A 17525-nucleotide genomic window follows, 5' to 3' on the forward strand; every position below is an offset into this window, starting at 1 on the left:
ATCTACACTTTACGGGTGACGGTTGCGCACTAAACCCGCAAAATGCAACGATTCCGGCAATTATCGACGACGCTGCCACAGGCATCGTCGCCAAAGCCATCGTTCCAATCAGACTGGGCCTGCTGACTCTATGCGAATGCGCCTTATGTTACTGGGCGGCGGAAATGCCCTTGGGCAGGCGCTGATTCGCCTCGGTGCAGAGGAAGACATCGGTTTCCTCGCCCCCCGCCCGCCCGAAGACGGCTGGGATGCCGCGAGCCTGACCCAATTGCTCGACGACACCCGTCCCGATGCATTGATCAACCTTGCCTACTATTTCGACTGGTTCCAGGCCGAGACCGTCAGCGAAACCCGTCTGGCCGGGCAGGAACGCGCCATCGAGCGACTGGCCGAACTGTGCCAGCACCACAACATTGTGCTGGTGCAGCCTTCCAGCTATCGGGTGTTCGACGGTTCCCGCGCCACCGCCTACAGCGAAAAGGACGAGCCGGTGCCGTTGGGCCTGCGCGGTCAGGCGTTGTGGCGAATCGAGCAAAGCGTACGGGCCACTTGCCCGCAACACGTGCTGCTGCGCTTCGGCTGGCTGCTCGACGACAGCCCGGAAGGCATCCTCGGGCGCTTCCTGGCCCGGGCCGAACAGCCGGAAGAATTGCTGCTGGCCGATGACCGTCGTGGCAATCCGACCCCGGTCGACGATGCGGCCCGAGTGATCATCTCGGTGCTCAAACAACTCGATTGCGCCGCGCCGCTGTGGGGCACTTACCACTACGCCGGCCACGAGGCGACCACACCGCTGGCGCTGGGCCAGGCGATTCTCACCGAAGCGCGCAGCCTGCACCCGCTGGCCATCGAATCCCCGACCGCCCAGGCCCACGCCGCGCGGCCGGACGCTGCCGAAGAGCCGCAACACGCGGTGCTCGCCTGCAAGAAAATTCTGCACACCTTCGGGATCAAGCCGCGCGCCTGGCGTGCCGCGCTCCCGGGCTTACTGGATAGGTTTTATCGTCATGGCTGAAGGCCCTGTTTTAATCACCGGCGGTGCCGGTTTCATCGGCTCGCACCTGACTGACGCGCTGCTTGCCAAGGGCCATTCGGTGCGGATCCTCGATGATCTGTCGACCGGCAAGCGCAGCAATCTGCCGCTGGACAATCCCAAGGTCGAGCTGATCGTCGGCGACGTCGCCGATGCGGCGCTGGTCGCCAGGGCGATGGAAGGTTGCAGCGCAGTCGCGCACCTGGCCGCCGTGGCATCGGTGCAGGCGTCGGTGGATGATCCGGTGAAGACTCATCAGAGCAATTTCATCGGCACGCTGAACGTCTGCGAAGCCATGCGCGAGGCCGGTGTGAAGCGCGTGTTGTACGCTTCCAGCGCAGCGGTATACGGCAACAATGGCGAAGGCGAGTCGATTGACGAAGACACGCCCAAGGCGCCGTTGACGCCTTACGCGTCGGACAAACTGGCCGGCGAGCAGTACTTCGATTTCTACCGCCGTCAGCACGGTCTGGAACCGGCAATCTTCCGCTTCTTCAACATCTTCGGTCCGCGCCAGGATCCGTCCTCGCCGTACTCCGGGGTGATCAGCATTTTCAGCGAGCGCGCGCAGAAAGGCCTGCCGATCACCGTATTCGGCGATGGCGAGCAGACCCGGGATTTCATGTACGTCGAAGACCTGGTCGATGTGCTGGTGCAGGCAATCGAAAAGCCGCAAGTGGATGTCGGTGCGGTGAACGTCGGCTGGAATCAGGCGACCAATCTCAAGCAGATGCTGGCCGCGCTCGAAGCGGTGGTCGGCGAGTTGCCGTCTGTCAGCTACGGCCCGGCGCGCTCCGGTGACATCCGCCATTCGCGGGCGAACAACCGCCGGTTGCTTGAGCGATTCAACTGCCCGACACCAACGCCGATGAACGTCGGCCTGGCCCGTCTGCTCGGCCGCTGAGCTTCTTGCAGACATGAAAAAGGCGCCTTTTGACAGGCGCCTTTTTCACGGCCGGAATTCGGGTTTCAAACCTGTTTCCTGTAGCGAGGGAGCTTGCTCCCCGGTCGATGGCGTAACATCGCCGTCAGTTCTGAGCTGCCCGCCACCAAGCCTCATTCACCACCACGTGAACGTTCTTCAGAACTTGTAGCCTAGACCAACCATGTAGATGAAGGGATCAACGTCCACATTCACCCGTGCACGGGTGCCCGGAGCCACGGCGTTGTTCTCGACGGTGGCGCGGGTGTCGATGTCGATGTAGCGCACCTGGGCGTTGAGCATGATGTTGTCAGTCAGCATGTAGTCGGCGCCGACCTGCCAGGCCAGGCCCCAGGAGTTTTTCGCCTTGAAGTTGCTGAAGCCGTTGGACTGGGCTTCGCTACCGACGTGCTCGTCGTAGATCCAGGTGTAGTTGATGCCGCCGCCGATGTACGGCTGGAAGGCCGACTTCGCATCCAGCGGGTAGTAGACCACGCTCAGGGTCGGCGGCAGGTGTTTCAGGGTGCCGAGCTTGCCATTGGCGGCCGGCAGGGCGGTGCCCTTGATCTTCACGTCATGCTCGAAGGGCGAGGCGGCCAACAGCTCGATACCGATGTTGTTGGTCAGCATGTAGGCGAAGTTCAGACCCAGTTGGGTGTCGCTGCTCATGGTCGCCTTGCCGCCCAGGTTGGCGCCGCTCAGCGGACCCTGATCGACCTTGACGCTGGAGCTGTCGGCCTTCGGGTTGACGGTGATCGCACCGGCGCGAACGATGATGTCGCCGGCTTCGTGGGCGTGGGCGAGCGGGGCTGCGAGCGCGAGGGCAAACAGCGAGGCGCTGAGCAAGGACTTGTTCATGGAAGCTCCCAAAGGACGTTAAAAATGTTTGATGTCCTATGGTACGAATCCGTCTGATACGGTCTTTTGACTCAGCTCAATGAAACAGTGATGGGCGTTTTTTTTGTGGAACCTTTGCCGACCCCTTCGCGAGCAAGCTCGCTCCCACATTAGAGCTCGGTCAACTGTGGGAGCGAGCTTGCTCGCGAAGACAATGGGCCAAACAGTACAGAATGACCGGATTTACTCCGGCAGTTCGTACACGTAAATCTTGTCAGCTTCCATCTGATACCCGGCGTCAGCCAGTTCGCTGGTGGACGGTTTGACCTGCAACGGCCCTTCGACCCAGTACGGCTGATACAGCTCATCGAGCTTCACGCCGAGTTCGCTTTTCACGTGCACGATCTGGTTCGACGGCGGTGGCGGCACGTGGATGCAGGCGCCGAAATACGGCACCAGCAGGAAGTCCGTGGTGCGCCCTTCTTCGCTGACTTCCAGCGGTACGATGTAGCCCGGCAGGCGAATGTTCTGGCCGTCGAGGCTTTGCACTACCGGGGCGTTGGGCATGTCCTGTTTCGCCGCTGGTGCGGACTCGGCCGACAGCGCATCGCCCATCTTCGACAGGTCATGCAGCGGCGTCATGTTCGGCACTTCAGGCGCCGCGTCCGGCGGGATCATCTCCGACCAGGTCAGGTCTTTCGGTGCCGCCGCCCAGACGGGCAGGGCAACCAGCATCAGCAGCGCAAGGGCGGCGCGGGGCATGGTGAACATCCTCATAAACGGATCGACAGGCCATCGGCCAAGGATTGGCGATACGCGCGCCAGGCCGGCACGCTGCCCATCAGCAGCGCGGCAGCCAGAATGCCACCGAGCAGCGTCCATTCATACTCGCTTGGCCAGGCCAGCGGCAGATACAAGCCGTAATTGGCCTGCACATAACCCTGAGCGGCGGCGATGCCGAGGTACAGCAACGCCAGCCCGGCGATCACCCCGGTCAGCGCCAGAGCGAACGCTTCCAGCACCAAAAGGCTCGCGATATGCCACGGTCGCGCGCCCACCGAGCGCAGAATCGCCATTTCGCGGCGACGTTCGTTGAGGCTGGTGAGAATCGCCGTGAGCATGCCGATCAACCCGGTCAGCACCACGAACAGCGAGACCACGAACAACGCTTTTTCGGCGGTGCTCATCAGGCTCCACAATTCCTGCAAGGCCACGCCCGGCAGGATCGCCAGCATCGGCTCGCCACGGAATTCGTTGATTTCCCGTTGCAGCGCGAAGGTGGAGATCTTGCTGTTGAGGCCGAGCATGAACGCGGTGATTGCTTGCGGCGTCAGGTCCATGTTGCGTGCCTGATCGGCGCTGATCCGACCGTTACCACGGGCCGGCACGCCGTTGTGCCAGTCGATATGAATCGCCTCCATGCCGCCGAGGCTGATGTGCAACGTGCGATCCACCGGGGTGCCGGTGCGCTTGAGAATCCCGACCACGGTGAACGGCTTGTCGTCGTGCTTGACCAGGCTGATCGCCGCCACGCCGTGGGCCAGCACCAGCTTGTCGCCGAGCTTGTAATGCAGGGCCTCGGCCACTTCGGCACCGAGCACCACTTCGAACGGATCGGTGGCGAAGGCGCGGCCGTCGGCCAGTTCCAGGTGTTGCTGACGACCGTACTGGTAATGCTCGAAATAGGCTTGGGTGGTGCCCATCACCCGGTAGCCACGATGGGAATCGCCGAGGGACATCGGGATCGCCCACTTCACCTTCGGGTTGCTGGCGAAGTGTTCGAAGCTGTCCCAGCGGATGTTGTTGGTGGCGTTGCCGATGCGAAATACCGAGTACAGCAGCAAGTTCACCGACCCCGAGCGGGCGCCGACGATCAGGTCGGTGCCGCTGATGGTGCTGGCGAAACTGGCCTTGGCTTCGGTGCGCACCCGCTCGACGGCCAGCAGCAGGCAGACGGAAAGCGCGATGGCGAAAGCAGTGAGCAGAGCGGTGAAACGCCGGTTGGCGAGGCTGGCCATGGCCAGACGGAACAGATACATCTCAGACCTCGGCAGACGTGGCGGCGCGATTGAGTTCGGCCAGGGACAGATGACGGTCGAACAGCGGCGCCAGGCTCTGGTCGTGGCTGACGAACAACAGACTTGATCCAGCTTCGCGGCACTCGGCGAACAGCAGGCGAATGAAGTTTTCCCGGGCGTCGTAATCCAGCGCCGAGGTCGGTTCGTCGGCGATCACCAGTTCCGGCTGACCGATCAACGCTCGGGCCGCGGCGACCCGCTGTTGCTGACCGATCGACAGCGAATCGGCGCGGCGACTCAGGATGCTTTCGTCCTTCAGGCCCAAGTGGGCGAGCAGAGTGGCGGCAGCCTGATCGACGCTGCCGTGGCGCTGCTTCGCACGCTCGGCACGCAGCCTTGAGAAGTGGCACGGCAGCTCGACGTTCTCGCGCACCGAGAGAAACGGCAGCAGGTTGAACTGCTGGAAAATGTAGCCGGTGTGATCGACGCGAAAACGATCGCGGGCGCCGGCACCCAGTTCGGTCAGCTCCTGGCCGAGCAGCCGAATGCTGCCGCGACCGGGTTTCTGCACCCCGCCGAGCAGGCCGAGCAGGGTGGTCTTGCCGCTGCCGCTGGGGCCCTTGAGGAACAGGGTTTCGCCGGCTTCCAGGCGAAACGCCGGGATGTCCAGCAGCGGCGGGTGACCGGGCCAGTTGAAGCCCAGGTCAGACAGTTCGATGAGTGCTTGGGTCATGGCGCCGTTTCGTGTCAGAACTTCAGGGCGGCGGCCTTGGCCGTCACTTCCGTGCCTTGCTGGCCGCTCGGGCCGATCAGTTGTACCTGAATTTTCTGGGTGGCCGGGAAGGTATTGAAAAGGTTTGCCAGATCGAGGGTTTTCAACGCACCCGGCGCTGCACAGCTGAACTGGTAGTGGGCGTGGATTTCACTGTGGTCATGATGATGCTCGTGACCATCCTTGCCGGCTTCTTCTTCGTCGTCGTGGTCGTCGGCATCCGGCTTGTCGCCGAACAGCGGGCTTTCCAGTTCCTGGCTGGTGACTTTGCAACCGGCGGCGGCCGGCAGACTGAACAGCGCCAGCGGTTTTTCCAGCTGCGCACGAGCGGCGGCGACTTTGGCCTTGTCGGCATCGCTGGTGGCGACGTGTTCAAAACCCACGAGGTTCATCGCCGGGCTTTCCAGCTCCAGCTCCAGGGTCTGGCCGTCGAGGGCGGCGTTCAGACGACCGACGCCATGTTCGTGGGCACCGAGGCTGCCGTGCTCATGGTCGTGATCATGCTCATCGGCGGCATGGGCGATGGCCAGCGGCAACAGGGCAAACGGCAAAGCGAGCAGCAGACGACGCATGGCGGTCTCCGGGAAGTAAAGTGAAGAGTTTGTTATGTAATCTTATAACGAAAGTGCGCAGAGTTTGCCCGCCCGCTTGGCGTTATACAAGTCCCATGGGAGCATGCAGGTCAGAAATGTGCGGGAGCGAAGTTATGGTGCGGATACGCGGAACCGTCGGTGCGTTGCCGGTGGATTTGACCCTGGAACTGGATGAAAGCGACTGGGCGCGGCTCGGTGCGCAGTTGGGTATGCCGGTGCAGGCCGCCCAGCCGCAAGCTGCTGCAGCGCCTGCGGCGAAACCGGTGAATCAGGATGACGCGTTGTGGCAGGTCGCCAGGGATTTGCTGCGCAAGGCCGGGCAACTCAGCGGGCCGGAGTTGCTGGATCAGCTCGAAGGACTGACCGGCAGCGCAGCGGCGGGCAAGCGCTTGCTGGTGCGCCTGCGTCATTCGGCCGATGTGAAAGTGCTGAGCGGCGGTGATACGCCGCTCTACAGCTGGATCGAATAAGCGCTTAGTACAGCGCGGCAAACACCTTGCGCCGGTAAGCGGTCACCAGCGGGTGATCGTTGCCCAACAGCTCGAAGACTTGCAGCAAGGTCTTGTGCGGCAGACCTTCGCTGTAGTTGCGGTTGCGGATGAACAGCTTGAGCAGTGCGTCCAGCGCCGCTTCGTATTGCTGACGGGCCAGTTGCTGGATCGCCAGTTGATACACCGCTTCATCGTCCTGCGGGTTCTGCGCCAGACGGCTTTTCAGGTCGGCGGCATCCGGCAGGTCACGGGCCAGGCCGAGGAACTTGATCTGCGCCTTGGCACCGGCCAGTGCAGCCTTGTGTTCGTCGCTCTTGACCGCGTCGAGCACGGTTTGCGCCTCACCCAGTTCACCGCGTTCAGTCAGGCAGCGAGCGTAGAGAATCAGCGCCTTGGCGTTGGTGTTGTCTTCGCCCAGCAGCGTCACCAGTGTCGCTTCCGCGTCGGCGTAACGGCCTTCGTCAAACAGTGCCTGAGCCTGTTCGAACGGATCGGCGGCGGACGGTGCCGGCATCTGCACATGCGGTTCAAGCAGGGCGCGCACCGCGGATTCCGGTTGCGCACCGGCAAAGCCGTCCACCGGTTGGCCGTCCTTGAACAGCACCACGGTCGGCAGGCTGCGGATGCCGAAACGGGCGACGATGTCCTGCTCGATATCGCAATTGACCTTGGCCAGCAGCAACTCGCCCTGATAGCTCTCGGCGATGCCTTGCAACATCGGCATCAGCGCCTTGCATGGCGCACACCATTCGGCCCAGAAATCCACCAGCACCGGTTTTTGAAAGGAGGCCTCGATCACCGACTGGTCGAAGTCGGCCGTCGTGGCGTCGAAGATGTACGGCGTTTGCTGACTCATGGGGTCTCTCGTGAAAGCGTGAATGGGGCAACTATACGGTCAGGCGCGGGCCGCATGGTAGAGGCTGACATGGCGAAACTCTTCGGGCTCGGCCAGATCCGGCAGGGTCATGGCTTCGAGCATTTCGATGCGCCGGTACAGCGGATGCCGGAAATCGCGAACCCGCGAATCCGCCACCAGCGCTTCGCGGCCACGGCTCAGGAAGGCGTCGAGCAGCGGCAGGTTTTCCCTGTCATACAGAACGTCGGCCACCAGGATCAGATCGAAGCGATCCGCTTCGGCGAAGAAATCCGTGGAATAACTCATCTGCACATCATTGAGTTCGGCATTCGCCCGACAGGCGGCAATCGCCAGCGGATCCAGGTCGCAGGCCACGACTTCCAGTGCGCCGGCCTTCACCGCCGCGATCCCGGCGATCCCGGAACCAGCGCCGAAATCCAGCACCCGCTTGCCGCGAACCCACTCGGGAAACGCCGCCAGATACCGCGCCACTGCCAGACCACTGGCCCAGCAGAAACTCCAGTACGGCGGTTCATGCAGGATGCGTTGGGTTTCTTCCTGACTGAATTCGCGCGCCATGTTGTCGCCGTCAATCAGCCACAGCCGCAAATCGGTGTCCGGCAACGCACAGGCTTTCAGTCGCGCGTCGCCGAGCAATTGGCCCAGCGACTGTTGCAGGTCTTGCGGTGCATTCATGGTGCTTTGACAAATTGCAGTTGGCCCAGGGCCTGGGTGGTCGGCTGAGTGATGGTCTGCGACGGCAGGTGCAGGATCAACTGGCCGGACTGGCTGGCGCGGCCGCGCAATTCAACCCGCGCGCCGACCGGGAAAGCGTCGGGGTTGAAGCGCAGGTGGAACGGCAGAATCTGGTTGTTGCCGATCAGACTGGAACTGGCGAGCAATTGTTGCGGGCGATCCTTGGCGTCGATCACCAGCAGCGCCAGTTCGACTTCGGCGCCGGCCGGCACGCCTTGCAGGGTGCCGCTCAGTTCCCGTTGATACGCGGGCAGCGGGCCGAGGTCGGCGGCTTCCCGGGCTTTTTTCTGCGCCTGTTGCGGCGCCGGGCCCGGCGTTGGCGGCTGAGGCTTGGGCGCATCGCTGCCACAGGCCACCAGCAGGCTGAAAACACTGAGCAAAACGAGCGGTCGTAGGGACATTGGCGGCTCCAGCAAAATGAAATCCATGGATCAAACGATCATGGCAGTCTGTATACCGCAAAGCCTATGGCTTGTCTTGCCACCGGGATGCGCTACCATGGCCCTCCCTTTTTTTGTTGCCAGCCACCATGCACTGTCCCTTCTGCGGTGCCAACGACACCAAGGTCATCGACTCGCGTCTGGTCGCCGAGGGCGAACAGGTGCGCCGCCGGCGTGAATGCCTGGCCTGCGGCGAACGTTTCACGACGTTCGAGACGGCCGAACTGGTGTTGCCGCGCCTGATCAAAACCGACGGCAGCCGCCAACCGTTCGACGAAGAAAAACTCCGCGCCGGCATGCAACGCGCCCTGGAGAAACGTCCGGTGAGCGTCGAGCGCCTCGAATCCTCGCTGGTCCATATCAAACACAAGCTGCGCGCCACCGGTGAGCGCGAGGTCAAATCCCTCGTGGTCGGCGAACTGGTGATGGCCGAGCTGAAAAAGCTCGATGAAGTCGCCTACATCCGTTTCGCATCCGTGTACCGCCGCTTCCAGGACCTCAACGAATTCCGCGAAGAGATCGACCGCCTTGCCCGTGAACCGGTGAAAGAATGACCACCGCCGCCGAGCAGGCCATCCTCGACGCCCGCTTCATGGCCCGGGCCCTGGAACTGGCGCGCAAGGGGCATTACACGACTCATCCCAATCCACGGGTCGGCTGCGTGATCGTGCGCGACGGGCAGATTGTCGGCGAAGGCTGGCATGAACGCGTCGGCGAACCGCACGCCGAAGTCCACGCCCTGCGCGCCGCCGGTGAGCAGGCCCGGGGCGCGACCGCTTACGTCACCCTCGAACCTTGCAGCCACCACGGCCGCACGCCGCCGTGCGCCGATGCGCTGGTGAACGCCGGTGTGGGCCGGGTGGTCGCGGCAATGCGTGATCCGAATCCACAAGTCGCCGGACGCGGTCTGCAGCGTCTGGCCGATGCCGGTATCGCCACCGAAAGCGGCGTACTGGAAATAGAAGCGCGCAAGCTCAATCAAGGTTTTCTGAAACGCATGGAACACGGCTTGCCGTTTGTGCGGGTCAAGTTGGCCATGAGCCTCGACGGCCGCACGGCGATGGAAAGCGGCGAGAGCCAATGGATCACCGGCCCGGCCGCGCGTTCTGCAGTGCAGCGTTTGCGCGCCCAGGCCAGCGTGGTACTAACCGGTGCCGACACGGTGCTGGCCGATGGCGCACGCCTGACGGTGCGCGGCGACGAGCTGGGGCTGGATGCCGAACAAACCGCGCTGGCCCTGAGCCGTCCGCCGCTGCGGGTGCTGATCGACGGGCGTCTGCGAGTGCCGCTGGATGCGCCGTTCTTCAAGGCCGGCCCGGCGCTGGTCGCCACCTGCGTGGCCATCGAAGAACAGTACGCCAACGGCCCGGAATGCCTGATCGTGCCGGGCGATGATGGTCAGGTCGATCTGCATCAGTTGCTGATCGAGCTGGCCAACCGAGGTGTCAACGAAGTCCTGGTCGAGGCCGGACCGCGACTGGCAGGCGCATTTGCCCAGCTCGGTCTGGTCGATGAGTTCGTGATCTTCATCGCCGGCAAGTTCCTCGGCTCCACGGCGCGTCCGCTTCTGGACTGGCCACTCGCTTATATGAAGGATGCGCCGGAGCTGAAAATCACTGAAATTCGCGCGGTTGGCGATGACTGGCGAGTCACTGCAATCCCTGTCTGATCAGCGAGCGTATAATTCCCGGCCATCGCGTTAGCGCTGGCTTCGTTCTCAAGGAGAACCCCATGTTTACCGGCATCATCGAATCCATCGGCAGTATCCGCGCATTGACCCCAAAGGGCGGTGATGTGCGGGTGCATGTCGAAACCGGCAAGCTCGACCTGAGCGACGTCAAACTCGGCGACAGCATCGCGGTCAACGGCGTGTGCCTGACCGCCGTGGAACTGCCGGGCAACGGCTTCGCTGCCGACGTCAGTCGCGAAACCCTCGACTGCACTGCCATGAATGACCTGAAAAGCGGCAGCCCGGTCAACCTGGAGAAAGCCCTGACCCCGACCACCCGTCTCGGCGGCCATCTGGTCAGCGGTCACGTCGACGGTGTCGGCGAAGTGGTCTCGCGCAGCGACAATGCCCGCGCCGTGGAATTTCGCATCCGCGCGCCGAGAGAGCTGGCCAGGTACATCGCCCACAAAGGCTCGATCACCGTCGACGGCACCAGCCTGACCGTGAACGCGGTCGATGGCGCCGAATTCCTGCTGACGATCATCCCGCACACCCTGAGCGAAACCATCATGGCGTCCTACAAGCCAGGTCGCCGGGTGAACCTGGAAGTCGACTTGCTGGCGCGTTATCTCGAGCGTCTGCTGTTGGGCGACAAGGCTGCAGAGCCAACGTCTGGCGGCATCACTGAAAGCTTTCTGGCCGCCAACGGCTACCTCAAATCCTGACTGAAGGGGGTGCCTTGTGGCGCTCAATAGCATCGAAGAACTGGTTGAAGACATCCGCCAAGGCAAGATGGTCATCCTCATGGATGACGAAGACCGCGAGAACGAAGGCGACCTGATCATGGCCGCCGAGTGCTGCAAGGCCGAGCACATCAACTTCATGGCCAAGTACGCCCGTGGCCTGATCTGCATGCCGATGAGCCGCGAGCGCTGCGAAACCCTGAAGCTGCCGCTGATGGCGCCACGCAACGGTTCCGGTTTCGGCACCAAGTTCACCGTCTCGATCGAAGCGGCCGAAGGCGTGACCACCGGTATCTCCGCCGCTGACCGCGCGCGCACCGTGCAAGCGGCGGCTGCGAAAGACGCCAAGGCTGAAGATATCGTCAGCCCGGGCCACATCTTCCCGCTGATGGCCCAGGCCGGTGGCACCCTGGCCCGAGCCGGTCACACTGAAGCGGCCTGCGACCTGGCACGCATGGCCGGTTTCGAGCCAAGCGGCGTGATCTGCGAAGTGATGAATGACGACGGCACCATGTCCCGTCGCGCCGAGCTGGAAGCCTTTGCTGCTGAGCACGACATCAAGATCGGTACCATCGCCGACCTGATTCACTATCGGATGATCCACGAACGTACCGTTCAGCGGATTGCCGAGCAGCCGCTGGACAGCGAACTGGGCCAATTCAACCTGGTGACCTATCGTGATTCCGTGGAAGGCGACGTGCACATGGCACTGACCCTGGGCACCGTTTGCGCCGAAGAACCGACCCTGGTTCGCGTGCACAACATGGACCCGCTGCGCGACCTGTTGATGGTCAAGCAACCGGGCCGCTGGAGCCTGCGCGCCGCCATGGCTGCGGTTGCCGAGGCCGGCAGCGGTGTGGTGTTGTTGCTGGGTCACCCGCTGGATGGCGACGTGTTGCTGGCGCACATCCGTGAAACCGGCGATCAGGCGGCGGTGAAAAAACCGACCACCTACAGCATCGTCGGTGCCGGTTCGCAGATCCTGCGTGACCTCGGCGTGCGCAAAATGCGCCTGATGTCTGCGCCGATGAAGTTCAATGCGATATCCGGTTTCGATCTGGAAGTTGTAGAATACGTGCCCTCCGAATAATGACCGGTTGTTTCCGGCCCTGTATTCGCGGCAAATAAATCACTGAGGGACGCGAAACAGACGCGTCCCGGCTCTTTAAGAGATCTGACGAATGACCCTGAAGACCATCGAAGGTACCTTCATCGCCCCTAAAGGCCGCTACGCTTTGGTAGTGGGCCGCTTCAACAGCTTCGTGGTTGAAAGCCTGGTCAGCGGTGCAGTTGATGCCCTGGTTCGCCACGGCGTGAGCGAAAGCGACATCACCATCATCCGCGCACCTGGCGCCTTCGAAATCCCGCTGGTTGCGCAGAAAGTCGCCCAGAAAGGCGAGTTCGCAGCAATCATTGCCCTGGGCGCGGTCATTCGTGGCGGCACTCCGCACTTCGAATACGTGGCTGGCGAGTGCACCAAGGGCCTGGCCCAGGTGTCCATGGAATTCGGCGTACCGGTCGCTTTCGGCGTCCTGACCGTTGATTCCATCGAGCAAGCCATCGAACGTTCCGGCACCAAGGCCGGCAACAAAGGTGCTGAAGCTGCCCTGTCCGCTCTGGAAATGGTCAGCCTGCTGGCGCAGTTGGAGGCCAAGTGATTAGCGACGAAAGCGATCGTTTCAACCCGCGCGATCCGAAACCTGCGGATGCCGGCAAGCCATCGAAAAGCGCCAAGCGCCGCGAAGCCCGTCAGCTCGCGACCCAGGCCCTGTATCAATGGCATATGGCTCGGCAGTCGTTGAACGAGATCGAAGCGCAGTTCCGGGTCGATAACGATTTCACCGATGTCGACGGTGCCTACTTCCGCGAAATCCTGCACGGGGTTCCGCAGTTCAAGACCGAAATCGACAACGCGCTCACGCCTTGCCTGGACCTGGCGATCGAAGAGCTGGACCCGGTTGAACTGGCGGTTCTGCGCCTGTCCACCTGGGAACTGCTCAAGCGCGTTGACGTGCCGTACCGTGTTGTGATCAACGAAGGTATCGAACTGGCCAAGGTGTTCGGTTCGACCGACGGCCACAAGTTCGTCAACGGCGTGCTCGACAAGCTGGCTCCGCGCCTGCGTGAAGCTGAAGTGAAGGCGTTCAAGCGCTGATCGGCGCTTGAATACTTCTTCTCAGCCATGGGCGAGTTTGAGCTGATCCGCAATTTCTTCGCCGCCGCGCCTTGTGCGCAGGGCGGCGAAGGCGTTGCACTGGGGATCGGCGATGACTGCGCCTTGCTGGCAGTTCACTCCGGGGAACAGCTGGCGGTTTCCACCGATACGCTGGTGGCCGGCGTGCATTTCGCCGATCCCTGCGATCCGTTTCTGCTCGGTCAGCGCTCGCTGGCCGTGGCGGTCAGCGACCTTGCTGCCATGGGCGCCACGCCCGTTGCCTTTACCCTTGCCCTGACCTTGCCGACGGTGACCGCCGATTGGCTGCAAGCCTATGCCCGCGGTTTGAACCGCATGGCGCAGGGCTGCGGCGTGGCGCTGGTCGGCGGCGACACGACGCGCGGGCCGTTGAGCCTGACCGTGACGGTGTTCGGCCGCGTCCCGGCCGGCAAAGCGCTGACCCGCAGCGGCGCGCAGCCGGGCGATCTGCTGTGTGTCGGCGGCGAACTGGGCAATGCCGCCGGGGCCTTGCCGCTGGTGCTGGGGCAGCGAGACGCCGAACCCCATATTGCCCAACCGCTGCTCGATCATTACTGGTCGCCGCAACCGCAACTCGCCCTCGGCCAGGCCCTGCGTGGCAAGGCCACCTCGGCGCTGGACATCTCCGATGGCCTGCTCGCCGATTGCGGTCACATCGCACTGGCTTCGCAGGTGCGCCTCGAAGTCGAGCGTGAGCGTGTTCCATTGTCGGATGCGCTGGTGGCATTTCTCGGTCAGCGCGGCGCCGAACGCGCGGCGTTGAGCGGTGGCGACGATTATGTGCTGGCCTTCACCTTGCCGCCCGTCGAGTTGCCGGCGCTGCTGGCCGATGGCTGGCCGATCCATGTGATCGGCCGCGTGACGCAGGGCCAGGGCGTGGTGCTGCTGGACCGCGACGGGCACGACATCACCCCGCAAATCCGGGGCTATCAACATTTTCAGGAGTCACCGTGACAGATCACCCGAAACAGGTTCCGGCCGAATTCGTTCCGCCGTCGGTCTGGCGCAATCCCTGGCATTTCCTCGCGTTCGGCTTCGGCTCGGGCACCTTGCCCAAGGCGCCGGGCACCTGGGGCTCGTTAGTTGCGCTACCCTTTATCCCGTTGTGGCAGATGCTGCCCGACTGGGGTTACTGGCTGATGCTCGGAATCACCATGCTGTTCGGCTTCTGGCTGTGCGGCAAAGTGGCTGACGATCTGCGGGTGCACGACCACGAAGGCATCGTCTGGGACGAAATGGTCGGGATGTGGATTACCCTGTGGCTGGTGCCGGAAGGCTGGTACTGGTTGCTCGCCGGGTTCCTGGTGTTCCGCTTCTTCGACATTCTCAAGCCGTGGCCGATCCGCTGGATCGACCGGCACGTTCACGGCGGCGTCGGCATCATGCTCGACGATGTGCTGGCCGGCGTGTTCGCGTGGCTGGCGATGCAGGGCCTGGTGTGGCTTTTCGCCTGATTTCCAGGCGTGGATGAGGGACGCAGGGATGACTCGACGCTGGTTGGCGATAGTGGTTTTGACCTTGCTTGGCGCCATGGCCCAGGCACAGGACGCACCGCCGTCGGTCATTCATCTGGCCAGTGAAGATTGGGAGGACTACACCGCCGCCGATGGCCATGGGCTGGGCTGGGATGTGTTGCGCAAAGTCTTCGAGCCGGCCGGCGTAACCCTGGACATCCGCACCGTGCCCTACACCCGTTCGGTCGGGCTGGTGCAATTGAAGGAAGTCGACGCACTGGTCGGTTCCTACCGCGGTGAAGCCGAGCAGGTCTTGTACCCGAAATGGAATTTCGATTCCGACCACATCTACGCGCTCGGCCTGGCCAGCAATCCGTCGCCAACCCAGGCGACGCTGGGCAAATACCGACTGGCCTGGGTACGCGGCTATCGCTACGAAACCTACCTGCCGAACGTCAAACGCTTCAACCAGATCGAGCGCCGCACCGGGATCCTGTCGATGCTCAAGCAGGGGCGGGCGGATTACTACATCGATGCGCTGACGGAAATCGAAGCGGTAGTCAGAAACGCCGCCGATCCTTCGCAATACCGTTATTCACATCTGGCGGAACTGCCGCTGTACCTCGGTTTCGCCGACACCCCGCAAGCCCGGGCGTTGATGTCGATCTACGACCAGCGCATCGAGCAACTGGTTAAAAGCGGCGAGCTGAAGCCGATCTTCGAGCGCTGGAAGCAGCCGTATCCGTTCGAGTAAGGGCGATAACGAAGGGCCTGTAATCAAACTTTTTGATCGTTATGGCCGATAATTCAGCCTAAGCGCCTGTAGGAACGTGCTGTTACAATGCCGCCCAGCGAATCTCGGACTTTTCAGATCAGGAGCACACCGGTGCCTGTCGTTTTTGTCGCCGCTTCCAAGCTGCCCACTCCTTTTGCGCAATTCACCATGCACGGTTTTCTCGATGAAGCCACCGGCCGCGAGCACGTTGTGCTGAGCCTGGGTGAGATTGCCGACGGTGCCCCGGTACTCGGCCGTCTGCACTCCGAATGCCTGACCGGTGATGCCTTGTTCAGCCAGCGTTGCGACTGCGGTTCGCAACTCGAAGGCGCCCTCAAGGCCATCGCTCGCGAAGGTCGTGGCGTGTTGCTGTATCTGCGTCAGGAAGGGCGCGGCATCGGTCTTTTGAACAAGATCCGTGCCTACGAATTGCAGGACGGCGGCGCCGATACCGTTGAAGCCAACGAGCGCCTGGGCTTTGCCGCCGACCAGCGTGATTACGCCATGTGCCTGCCGATGCTCGAGCATCTGGGCGTCAAGTCCCTGCGCCTGATGACCAACAACCCGCGCAAGGTCAAAGCCTTGACCGACATGGGCATCGTCGTCGCCGAGCGCGTTCCGCTGCACACCGGTCATAACCCGCACAACAAACTCTATCTGGCGACCAAGGCCAGCAAGCTCGACCACATGATGGGCAACGAGCATCAGGGCGAGGTAGACCGGGCGTGACCCGCGGACAAGTGCGGCGCCGTCTGGCGATCGCCTGGTGGAAATACCTGGCGCTGGCGCTGGTGCCGCTGTTCGTGATCAACGGAGTGTTTGGCCAGGGCGAGGCGATTCTGCCGGTCCTGGCGATGCCATTCTTTATCGCTGGCGTGGCCTCGATGTTTGTCAGCCTGAAGTTTTTCGGGCGCTACAAACATGCGCTGATCGCCACGCAAAAAGCCCTCGATACCCCTGAAGAACCCGCTGCCTGGATTGCCTTGGCAGCCTGCCTTCGCCGTGCATTTGTGGTCGCGGCGCTGCCGGCCTGGATTGGCGCGCTGGCGGTGTTCGTCGGCCTTGAAGCGGTACCGCTGATGTTGCTGGCGCTGTCGACGGCGGTGCTGTTCTACCTCTACCGTATCCCGCGTCAACTCGCTTGATGCGGCGTCTCTGGCTGGCGGTTCTGCTGCTGGCCGTCAGCGGTGAAACGCTGGCCGCCCTGCGGGTGGTCAGCCTTGCGCCCTCCCTGTCGGAAATCGTGGTTGAACTGGATTCGGCCGACCTGCTGGTCGGGGTGCTGGATGCCGGTGAGCGGCCATCCGCGATCAAGGACGTGCCTTCGGTGGGCCGTTACGGCCAGCTCGACATGGAACGGCTGCTCAGCCTCAAGCCTGACTTGTTGCTGTTGTGGCCCGGCAGTGTCGGCCCGGCCCAGCGCGATCAGCTCAAGCGCCTGAATATCCCGACTTTCGTTGCCGAACCCCACAGTTTCGAGCAGTTGACCGCGCAGATCGAAGCCATCGCGACACAGCTCGGTCGTCCTGAGCGCGGGGTCGAACGGGCCCGCGAGTTGCGGCAAAACCTCGACAGGCTGCGCCAGCGCTACCGGCGGGAAGTGCCTCTGCGGGTGTTCTATCAGGTCTGGGACAAGCCGCTGTACACCGTCGGCGGCGGGCAGATCATCAGCGATGCGCTTGAAGTGTGCGGCGCACGCAATGTGTTCGCCGACCTGACGCTGCCGGCGCCGCAGGTGAGCATCGAAGCCGTTTTACAGCGTGATCCCGAGGTGATTCTGGCCGGCGATCAGCCACAACTGAATGCGTGGAATGCCTGGCCGCAGGTGGCGGCGGTGAAGCACAGGCAGCTGCTGTTGGTCACCGACAAAGGTCTGGAGCGTCCGAGCGGGCAGATGATCGAAGCGACCGCCAAGCTTTGCCAACTGATCGCGCCAGACCGCTGAGACCGCAGCGCCTGCATTCGCGAGCAA

23 protein-coding genes are annotated in these 17525 nt (G+C 62.8%); 15 read left to right on the forward strand and 8 right to left on the reverse strand.

Going from position 1 to position 17525, the window contains the following annotated elements; translation table 11 throughout:
* The first annotated feature begins 130 nt into the window (after positions 1-130).
* Positions 131-1015 carry a sugar nucleotide-binding protein gene (locus AC1MDC_RS12215; protein WP_085697659.1) on the forward strand — a complete coding sequence of 295 codons (885 nt, stop codon included), beginning with the start codon at positions 131-133 and terminating at the stop codon, positions 1013-1015.
* Positions 1008-1937 carry an NAD-dependent epimerase/dehydratase family protein gene (locus tag AC1MDC_RS12220; protein ID WP_480393054.1) on the forward strand — a complete coding sequence of 310 codons (930 nt, stop codon included), beginning with the start codon at positions 1008-1010 and terminating at the stop codon, positions 1935-1937. The genes AC1MDC_RS12215 and AC1MDC_RS12220 overlap by 8 nt, the downstream gene beginning before the upstream one ends.
* Positions 1938-2114: 177 nt before the next feature.
* Here the strand turns inward: AC1MDC_RS12220 and AC1MDC_RS12225 are convergent, their stop codons facing one another.
* From AC1MDC_RS12225 to AC1MDC_RS12245, 5 genes are all read right to left on the reverse strand, one after another.
* A complete protein-coding gene (locus AC1MDC_RS12225) occupies positions 2115-2813 on the reverse strand; it encodes an OmpW/AlkL family protein (RefSeq protein WP_085697657.1) in 699 nt (232 codons plus the stop codon).
* Positions 2814-3035: 222 nt separating this feature from the next.
* Complete coding sequence (locus AC1MDC_RS12230) at positions 3036-3554, reverse strand: DUF3299 domain-containing protein (RefSeq protein WP_480393055.1); 519 nt, start codon at positions 3552-3554, stop codon at positions 3036-3038.
* Between the two features lie 11 nt (positions 3555-3565).
* On the reverse strand, positions 3566-4831 hold the full coding sequence (locus tag AC1MDC_RS12235) for an ABC transporter permease (protein WP_085697656.1): 1266 nt from the start codon (positions 4829-4831) through the stop codon (positions 3566-3568).
* Position 4832: 1 nt separating this feature from the next.
* On the reverse strand, positions 4833-5543 hold the full coding sequence (locus tag AC1MDC_RS12240; RefSeq protein ID WP_085705109.1) for an ABC transporter ATP-binding protein: 711 nt from the start codon (positions 5541-5543) through the stop codon (positions 4833-4835).
* Positions 5544-5557: 14 nt separating this feature from the next.
* Positions 5558-6154 carry a DUF2796 domain-containing protein gene (locus tag AC1MDC_RS12245; protein ID WP_085705107.1) on the reverse strand — a complete coding sequence of 199 codons (597 nt, stop codon included), beginning with the start codon at positions 6152-6154 and terminating at the stop codon, positions 5558-5560.
* 134 nt (positions 6155-6288) lie between these two features.
* Between AC1MDC_RS12245 and AC1MDC_RS12250 the strand changes: the two genes are divergently transcribed.
* Complete coding sequence (locus AC1MDC_RS12250) at positions 6289-6645, forward strand: hypothetical protein (protein ID WP_227233673.1); 357 nt, start codon at positions 6289-6291, stop codon at positions 6643-6645.
* A gap of 4 nt (positions 6646-6649) precedes the next feature.
* Here AC1MDC_RS12250 and trxA read toward each other — a convergent pair whose 3' ends face one another.
* The 3 genes from trxA to AC1MDC_RS12265 are packed head-to-tail and all read right to left on the reverse strand — an operon-like array spanning position 6650 to position 8679.
* Positions 6650-7522 carry a thioredoxin gene (gene trxA, locus AC1MDC_RS12255; RefSeq protein ID WP_480393056.1) on the reverse strand — a complete coding sequence of 291 codons (873 nt, stop codon included), beginning with the start codon at positions 7520-7522 and terminating at the stop codon, positions 6650-6652.
* Between the two features lie 39 nt (positions 7523-7561).
* Positions 7562-8218, reverse strand: a complete 657-nt coding sequence (locus tag AC1MDC_RS12260) for a class I SAM-dependent methyltransferase (RefSeq protein ID WP_085697652.1) — start codon at positions 8216-8218, stop codon at positions 7562-7564.
* Complete coding sequence (locus AC1MDC_RS12265) at positions 8215-8679, reverse strand: YbaY family lipoprotein (protein ID WP_007955577.1); 465 nt, start codon at positions 8677-8679, stop codon at positions 8215-8217. Before AC1MDC_RS12265 ends, AC1MDC_RS12260 begins: the two co-directional genes overlap by 4 nt.
* 128 nt (positions 8680-8807) lie before the next feature.
* Here AC1MDC_RS12265 and nrdR point away from each other — a divergent pair, with 128 nt between their 5' ends.
* From nrdR to AC1MDC_RS12325, 12 genes are all read left to right on the forward strand, one after another.
* Positions 8808-9272: a transcriptional regulator NrdR gene (nrdR, locus tag AC1MDC_RS12270; RefSeq protein WP_007906838.1), complete on the forward strand. Its 465-nt coding sequence runs from the start codon at positions 8808-8810 to the stop codon at positions 9270-9272.
* Positions 9269-10387 carry a bifunctional diaminohydroxyphosphoribosylaminopyrimidine deaminase/5-amino-6-(5-phosphoribosylamino)uracil reductase RibD gene (gene ribD / locus AC1MDC_RS12275; RefSeq protein ID WP_480393057.1) on the forward strand — a complete coding sequence of 373 codons (1119 nt, stop codon included), beginning with the start codon at positions 9269-9271 and terminating at the stop codon, positions 10385-10387. Before nrdR ends, ribD begins: the two co-directional genes overlap by 4 nt.
* A gap of 62 nt (positions 10388-10449) precedes the next feature.
* Positions 10450-11112, forward strand: a complete 663-nt coding sequence (locus tag AC1MDC_RS12280) for a riboflavin synthase (RefSeq protein ID WP_480393058.1) — start codon at positions 10450-10452, stop codon at positions 11110-11112.
* Positions 11113-11128: 16 nt separating this feature from the next.
* Positions 11129-12220 (forward strand): bifunctional 3,4-dihydroxy-2-butanone-4-phosphate synthase/GTP cyclohydrolase II, encoded by a 1092-nt coding sequence (ribBA, locus tag AC1MDC_RS12285; RefSeq protein WP_011336136.1) that lies wholly within the window; start codon positions 11129-11131, stop codon positions 12218-12220.
* A 91-nt stretch (positions 12221-12311) separates the two neighbouring features.
* Positions 12312-12788 carry a 6,7-dimethyl-8-ribityllumazine synthase gene (gene ribH, locus AC1MDC_RS12290; protein WP_003228649.1) on the forward strand — a complete coding sequence of 159 codons (477 nt, stop codon included), beginning with the start codon at positions 12312-12314 and terminating at the stop codon, positions 12786-12788.
* The gene (gene nusB, locus AC1MDC_RS12295; protein ID WP_007955566.1) at positions 12785-13285 is read left to right on the forward strand and encodes a transcription antitermination factor NusB; all 501 of its coding nucleotides are present in this window, start codon (positions 12785-12787) and stop codon (positions 13283-13285) included. Before ribH ends, nusB begins: the two co-directional genes overlap by 4 nt.
* A 27-nt stretch (positions 13286-13312) precedes the next feature.
* Positions 13313-14278, forward strand: coding sequence for a thiamine-phosphate kinase (thiL, locus tag AC1MDC_RS12300; RefSeq protein ID WP_480393059.1), 966 nt, complete (start codon positions 13313-13315; stop codon positions 14276-14278).
* Positions 14275-14778: a phosphatidylglycerophosphatase A family protein gene (locus tag AC1MDC_RS12305; RefSeq protein ID WP_085697647.1), complete on the forward strand. Its 504-nt coding sequence runs from the start codon at positions 14275-14277 to the stop codon at positions 14776-14778. The genes thiL and AC1MDC_RS12305 overlap by 4 nt, the downstream gene beginning before the upstream one ends.
* A gap of 28 nt (positions 14779-14806) precedes the next feature.
* On the forward strand, positions 14807-15532 hold the full coding sequence (locus tag AC1MDC_RS12310; RefSeq protein ID WP_085697646.1) for a substrate-binding periplasmic protein: 726 nt from the start codon (positions 14807-14809) through the stop codon (positions 15530-15532).
* Between the two features lie 132 nt (positions 15533-15664).
* Positions 15665-16282, forward strand: a complete 618-nt coding sequence (gene ribA / locus AC1MDC_RS12315; RefSeq protein ID WP_007955551.1) for a GTP cyclohydrolase II — start codon at positions 15665-15667, stop codon at positions 16280-16282.
* Positions 16279-16698: an MFS transporter gene (locus AC1MDC_RS12320; protein ID WP_085697645.1), complete on the forward strand. Its 420-nt coding sequence runs from the start codon at positions 16279-16281 to the stop codon at positions 16696-16698. Before ribA ends, AC1MDC_RS12320 begins: the two co-directional genes overlap by 4 nt.
* Positions 16698-17498 (forward strand): cobalamin-binding protein, encoded by an 801-nt coding sequence (locus AC1MDC_RS12325; RefSeq protein ID WP_480393060.1) that lies wholly within the window; start codon positions 16698-16700, stop codon positions 17496-17498. Before AC1MDC_RS12320 ends, AC1MDC_RS12325 begins: the two co-directional genes overlap by 1 nt.
* Positions 17499-17525: the final 27 nt, after the last annotated feature.

It is taken from the genome of Pseudomonas sp. 1, assembly GCF_056626735.1.

Coding starts and splice junctions, on each gene's coding strand:
- AC1MDC_RS12260 (WP_085697652.1), bottom strand. CDS start 8,218: ATGAATGCACCGCAAGACCTGCAACAGTCGCTGGGCCAATTGCTCGGC.
- ribH (WP_003228649.1), top strand. CDS start 12,312: ATGACCCTGAAGACCATCGAAGGTACCTTCATCGCCCCTAAAGGCCGC.
- AC1MDC_RS12220 (WP_480393054.1), top strand. CDS start 1,008: ATGGCTGAAGGCCCTGTTTTAATCACCGGCGGTGCCGGTTTCATCGGC.
- ribD (WP_480393057.1), top strand. CDS start 9,269: ATGACCACCGCCGCCGAGCAGGCCATCCTCGACGCCCGCTTCATGGCC.
- AC1MDC_RS12325 (WP_480393060.1), top strand. CDS start 16,698: ATGCGGCGTCTCTGGCTGGCGGTTCTGCTGCTGGCCGTCAGCGGTGAA.
- AC1MDC_RS12245 (WP_085705107.1), bottom strand. CDS start 6,154: ATGCGTCGTCTGCTGCTCGCTTTGCCGTTTGCCCTGTTGCCGCTGGCC.
- trxA (WP_480393056.1), bottom strand. CDS start 7,522: ATGAGTCAGCAAACGCCGTACATCTTCGACGCCACGACGGCCGACTTC.
- nrdR (WP_007906838.1), top strand. CDS start 8,808: ATGCACTGTCCCTTCTGCGGTGCCAACGACACCAAGGTCATCGACTCG.
- AC1MDC_RS12215 (WP_085697659.1), top strand. CDS start 131: ATGCGAATGCGCCTTATGTTACTGGGCGGCGGAAATGCCCTTGGGCAG.
- AC1MDC_RS12235 (WP_085697656.1), bottom strand. CDS start 4,831: ATGTATCTGTTCCGTCTGGCCATGGCCAGCCTCGCCAACCGGCGTTTC.
- AC1MDC_RS12225 (WP_085697657.1), bottom strand. CDS start 2,813: ATGAACAAGTCCTTGCTCAGCGCCTCGCTGTTTGCCCTCGCGCTCGCA.
- AC1MDC_RS12280 (WP_480393058.1), top strand. CDS start 10,450: ATGTTTACCGGCATCATCGAATCCATCGGCAGTATCCGCGCATTGACC.
- AC1MDC_RS12230 (WP_480393055.1), bottom strand. CDS start 3,554: ATGCCCCGCGCCGCCCTTGCGCTGCTGATGCTGGTTGCCCTGCCCGTC.
- AC1MDC_RS12310 (WP_085697646.1), top strand. CDS start 14,807: ATGACTCGACGCTGGTTGGCGATAGTGGTTTTGACCTTGCTTGGCGCC.
- AC1MDC_RS12250 (WP_227233673.1), top strand. CDS start 6,289: ATGGTGCGGATACGCGGAACCGTCGGTGCGTTGCCGGTGGATTTGACC.
- AC1MDC_RS12265 (WP_007955577.1), bottom strand. CDS start 8,679: ATGTCCCTACGACCGCTCGTTTTGCTCAGTGTTTTCAGCCTGCTGGTG.
- AC1MDC_RS12240 (WP_085705109.1), bottom strand. CDS start 5,543: ATGACCCAAGCACTCATCGAACTGTCTGACCTGGGCTTCAACTGGCCC.
- thiL (WP_480393059.1), top strand. CDS start 13,313: ATGGGCGAGTTTGAGCTGATCCGCAATTTCTTCGCCGCCGCGCCTTGT.